The sequence below is a fragment of the Clostridium sp. genome, assembly GCF_036639235.1.
Lineage (GTDB): Bacteria > Bacillota > Clostridia > Clostridiales > Caloramatoraceae > Clostridium_AB.
Genome location: NZ_JAVWJB010000070.1, coordinates 1 through 5,383, shown reverse-complemented (window position 1 = coordinate 5,383; position 5,383 = coordinate 1). Strand labels below are relative to the sequence as shown.

The following is a 5,383-nucleotide window of genomic DNA, read 5'->3' as shown; positions in this document are numbered from 1 at the left end:
GTGTGTCCCTAGTAACTTCTATTTTAGATGGTATTCTCTCCTTAAGTTCATTAACGTGGGATATAATACCTACAATCCTACCATTTTCCCCAAGTTCAAGTAATGTTTCTATTGCTTTTTCTAGTGACTCACTATCAAGTGTTCCAAAACCTTCATCTATAAACATAGTGTCAATTCTAACACCACCTGCATGGGATTGAATAACATCTGATAACCCAAGTGCAAGTGCAAGTGAAGCCTTAAAGCTTTCTCCACCAGATAAACTTCCTATGCTACGAATCTTACCTGTATAATTATCATATACATCAAAATCAAGTCCCTGACTTGTTCTTCTATCACCAATTGATGTTTTATGCTTAAGGTAATATCTATCGTTTGTCATAATCTTAAACCTAATATTAGCAGCTTCTAGTATTTCATTAAAATGATATAACAGTACATATCTTTCAAATGTAATACGTTTAGAATTGTTTCCATTAGCAATACTAGAAAGCTCGGATATTATGCTATATTCCTTCTCAACCTCATACATTTCACTTGTAATCTTCTTAATAGTTTTTAATATGCTACTGTTAGATTCAACCCTTGAATATAGAGTTTTTATAATAGAGTTAATAGTATCCTTCTTAGCAGTAAGATTATTCTTACACTCTTCAAGTATTGCTATATTAACTAATTCATAGTCATTAAGTACCTTCTCAAGTTCTTCTATTTTAGCATTTACACCTATAACTTCTTCCCTATATAACTTAACCCTATCTTTTAACTTACTAATTTTATCCTCTTCGATTAGGCTATTTCTATAATCTTCTTCACTTTCAAAGTATAGGTTAATCTTACTTATAAATTCTTCTTCCCTAGAACCTAAAGCAATCTTAGCATCATTAAGTTCTATACGCTTATTCTCTAGATTTTTCTTACTTGAAGATAAATTCATACTAGCAGTCTTATCTTTTTCGTTTATTAAGTTGATTCTATTATTTAATACTTCTATTTTGCTATTAATATCTAAAATAGTATTTTCAATATATTCACGGGTAATCATTTCATCTTTATATGATGCTTCAAACTGACTTGTTACACTTAACGCAGCTTCTACTTCACCAAATAAATTGAGCCTACTTCCCTCAAGGATTTTAAGTGATGCTACTTTTTCTTCTATATCCTTTTCAATGTTCTTTTTAAGGGTCTTTTTATTAAATATCTCTTCCTTAAGAAGTTTAAGATTTTCTATTTCTGCCTTAATTTCTTCAATATTAGTCTTAAGGGCTACCCCCTTAGACTTAAGACTTATTAATATATCCTCAATATTGCTTCTTTCATAATCATAATCTGAAAGATACTTTTTAGTTAAAGGAATAATAATATCCTCTTCACTTTTTTCTATACTAGCATTAAGTGCTACAATCTTTGCCATAACACTATCTATTTCACTCTTCTTATCTTCTACCTTCTTCAAAAGCTTCTTAATATCATCTTCCTTAAGTGAACCCTCACTAAGACTTGCTATATACGGGTGATTAGTTGACCCACATACTGGGCACATCTCACCCTCTCTTAGGCCTAGTGCAAGTATTCCTGCCTGCTGCCTTTTAAATATTTCCTCCTCATCTTCCTTATTCTTCTTAAGCGCTGTATATATCTTATACTCTCTTTCGTAATCCCTTGAAAGGCTTATATGACTATGTATATCTTCCTTAAATCTATTAGCCTTAGTGTATAGATCCCTAACTTCTACTATTGTATCCTCTAGAATCTTAAGACTTTGTTCTTTTGTTAAGATTTTACCCTCTATATCACTATTTTTATCAATTACATTATTAATATCATCTATTGATTTATTAAGTGATTTAATAGATTCTTCCTCTTGCTGCAGCTTCTTCTCAACACTTTCTAGTTCCTTTTTGCTTTGAGCATACTTTACCTTATACTCTTCATATCTACTATATTCCTGAAGCTTTCCCTCTGCTTTATGAAGGGATTTAGACTCATCCTTAACCTGCTCATTAAGACCTGTAATAGTTAAAAGCATATTCCTCGCTTCTTCTACTTCCCTAGTTGAAATTTCAAAATCACTTTCAGCCTTAAGTAGCTCCTTTTCCTTTAGTGCTAGAAGGGTTTTCGCCTTTATATACTCCTTCTCATAAACACTAATATTACTTGCCTTAACCCCTGCATCAATTACCTTTTCTATAGAGGTTATATTCTCATCTTCACTCTTTAAAGTAACAAGCCTTTCCCTTAAGTCATTATAGCTTTGAATTTTAGTATTTTTCTCAGTAGCTAATTGAATATCTGTATTAACTTTTTCGATTTCTTTTTCAGTAGTAGATAAGCTCTTCTCTACCTTTTTAAGTTCACTTTTATCCTTACTTAGTAAAGCATCACACTCATCTATTATCTCAATAATATTATAATTTTCACTATTAATAAGCTCTGAAAGCTTCTCGTTATCTCCTGGGTTTATCTTGCCAATTAAAGCTCCCCTAGACTCTATACTTTTTTCTATTATTTTCTTAACAGTAAAGGACTTGTCCTTAAGCCTATCTTGAAAGTCCTTATATATTCTAGATGAGAATATTTTTCTAAATATTGTTTCTTTGTCCTCTGTTGAAGACTCTATAAGCTTTCTAAACTCTCCCTGTGGAAGCATAACTATCTGTCTAAACTGCTCCACATTAAGTCCTAGCATCTCTTCTATCTTATCCTCAACATCCTGCTTACGTGTTATAATCTTATCCCCTGGCATATGAAGTTCTACACTATGACCTCTAAGGGTTTTTCTTCCCTTCATAACCTGCTGTGGCTCCCTTATAACTCTATATATATCACTATTAATAGAAAACTCTAAATCAACATAGGTTACCTTATCAAGGTCTGCAAAGTCACTTTTAAGATCCTTTTGCTCACGACTTTTTCCTGAGGTCTTTCCATATAGTGCAAAACATATTGCATCAAATATACTGGTTTTTCCTGCACCTGTTGGACCTGTTACTAAATAAATACTATCTAGTTTAGTAAAGTCGATTTCTTCCTCTCCCTTATATGGGCCAAATGCATTAAGTTTTAGTTTTAGAGGCTTCATCTTATTACCTCCTCTACGGTTTCGTTAATGTATTTTTGAAGTATTTCTATCCTATCCTCAGAATACTCCCCATTAATACTTAAATAAAAATCATCAAATAGCTCATTTATACTTTTTTCCTTATAATTAATCACTGCACCTTTAATATTCTCATCCTGATTTTTCCCTACTCGTTTAAGTCCTAATACGTTTTTGTATACTCCTCTTAATGTTCCTATAGGATCAATAATATCCCCTTCGTCAAGTAGCTCAAAAAATACATAATCCTCTAGGTTCTCACCTTTATAATTCTCAGGACTTATTAAGTCATTAATATATCCCCTCTTAACTCTAAGGTCCCTTAATATATTAATTTTCTTCATATCTATTACTACATCTGAATCACTAATTCTTACAACTGTTATATCTTTGTTGTTGTTAGCCTCAGATGTTGAGTATTTAAGAAGTGATCCACTATATCTAATATTGTCACTTAATACTCTTTGACTTCTATGTAAATGTCCTAGTGCTACATAATCAAAATCCTTAAATATTTCAGGTGATACAATTTCAGCATTACCTATACTTAGCGGTCTTTCTGAGTCACTAAGTACAGTACTACTTCCTCCAACAAAGGCATGTGCAACTAATATACTAGGTGACTTAATATTAATAGTAGATACAACTGCCCTTAATGCATCCTCATGTGTTTTAATAGTTGAATCTCTATATAACTTCCTAACAAGTGCTGGGTCAAGGTATGGAAGTAGGTATATATTAACCTTTTCTCCATTCTTCTCTAACGTAGTCATTTTAACCTCACCATTAAATGTCCCCTCTATGTGCAGCCCCTGCTTTTCAAGAACTGAACTTAAAAAGCTTAATCTTTCGCTACTGTCATGGTTCCCTGAAATAGCATATATATTAATTCCCATTTCAAGTACACTTGTTAAAAATTCACTTAAAACCTCAACAGCATCTGATGGAGGAACGGACCTATCATACAGGTCCCCTGCTATAATAAGTCCGTCAACTTCTTCCTCTTTAAGTAAGTCTAATATGCTATTTAATGCATGCTGTTGATCCTGTAGCATTGAAAACTCGTGGATAATCTTCCCTATATGAAGGTCCCCAAGATGTACAAACTTCATACTAATCAACTCCTAATCAATAGATTTAACTATATTAATTCCTGCCCATTCCATTAACTGAATTCCCATTAAGTCTACAAAGTCTCCCTTATGACTAAATAAATCAAATGTTTCCGTACAGTTAACAGGTACAGTTATATTTTTATCCATATTCCTGTTGTTAAAGTATGTTTTAAGACCTAGACATAGCTGCATAACGCAGATATCTGTACAACATCCAACAACAATAAAATTATTAATTGATGGATTGTTATTAACAAACTTTATAAACTCCTCCTCTAGGAATCCATTAGTAGAGTTTTTCTCAATTAGTCTATATCCTGAAACCTTCTTAATCTCAGTTATTATTTCACTTTCACTACTTCCCTTAATGCAGTGAGGTGGATAGCTTTTAAATTCCATAGCCTCCTCATTATGTGTATCAACAAAGGCTATAATCTCTCCCTTATTCTTAACAAACGCTTCTTGAATTTTAACAATAGGTGATACTATATCCTCAACTCTACTGCTCATTAGCATTCCCTCACGGATAAATCCGTTAATCATATCAACTATTATAAGTGCAGTAGATGTGTAATCTATATCACTTAATTTAAGTGACTCCTTTGATATTATGTTGTCATAAATCTCTCCAACTGCAACACTTGCAGTGTTAATCATTTCTTCCCTGCTTACTCTAATCATTGTACCCTCCTGCATTAACATCTAACTTCTATTCCTTTAGAAAGTAGATATAAATATTTTTCCTTAACCCTTTTTCCTGTTTGCATTTCAAGTGCCCTAGCATATAGGTCTATTTGAACCTTATACTTTTCCTTAATACTTGAAATATTATCTTCAGTTACATAATCTGTTTTATAGTCAACTACTACAAGCCCATCCTCTTCTTCAAAAAAGCAGTCTATTATACCTTGAATATCTATTGTTTCATTAACATTACTATGTTCACTATATATATCACTAACTGGGATTTTTACATGGAATGGTGCTTCTCTCATAATATTATTTGAATTTAGCATCCTCTGCCCTAACTGGCTTCTTAGAAATCTTAAAATAGATAATATATTAATAACCTCAGACTCCTCCTTAGTTATAAATTCCCTATCTACAAGATCCTTTAGAACCTCTTCTAGCTCTCCCTTAGTAATATCCTTTTTAAGAGGAATCT

4 protein-coding genes are annotated in these 5,383 nt (G+C 32.3%); all 4 read right to left on the bottom strand.

The features are described 5' to 3' along the window. Positions 1-3,085 (bottom strand): AAA family ATPase (locus RR539_RS10180; RefSeq protein WP_332500397.1); only part of this gene is annotated, 3,085 nt, incomplete at its 3' end. Then, positions 3,082-4,215, bottom strand: a complete 1,134-nt coding sequence (locus tag RR539_RS10175) for an exonuclease SbcCD subunit D (RefSeq protein WP_332472865.1) — start codon at positions 4,213-4,215, stop codon at positions 3,082-3,084. The genes RR539_RS10175 and RR539_RS10180, both read right to left, overlap by 4 nt. 12 nt (positions 4,216-4,227) lie before the next feature. Then, a complete protein-coding gene (locus tag RR539_RS10170; RefSeq protein WP_332472866.1) occupies positions 4,228-4,899 on the bottom strand; it encodes an isochorismatase family cysteine hydrolase in 672 nt (223 codons plus the stop codon). Between the two features lie 14 nt (positions 4,900-4,913). Then, on the bottom strand, positions 4,914-5,383 hold a 470-nt coding region (locus RR539_RS10165; protein ID WP_332500396.1), incomplete at its 5' end, for a PD-(D/E)XK nuclease family protein.

Bases quoted from the DNA above. Each gene is read 5' to 3' on its own strand.
- RR539_RS10175 (WP_332472865.1), bottom strand. From the start codon at position 4,215: ATGAAGTTTGTACATCTTGGGGACCTTCATATAGGGAAGATTATCCAC.
- RR539_RS10170 (WP_332472866.1), bottom strand. From the start codon at position 4,899: ATGATTAGAGTAAGCAGGGAAGAAATGATTAACACTGCAAGTGTTGCA.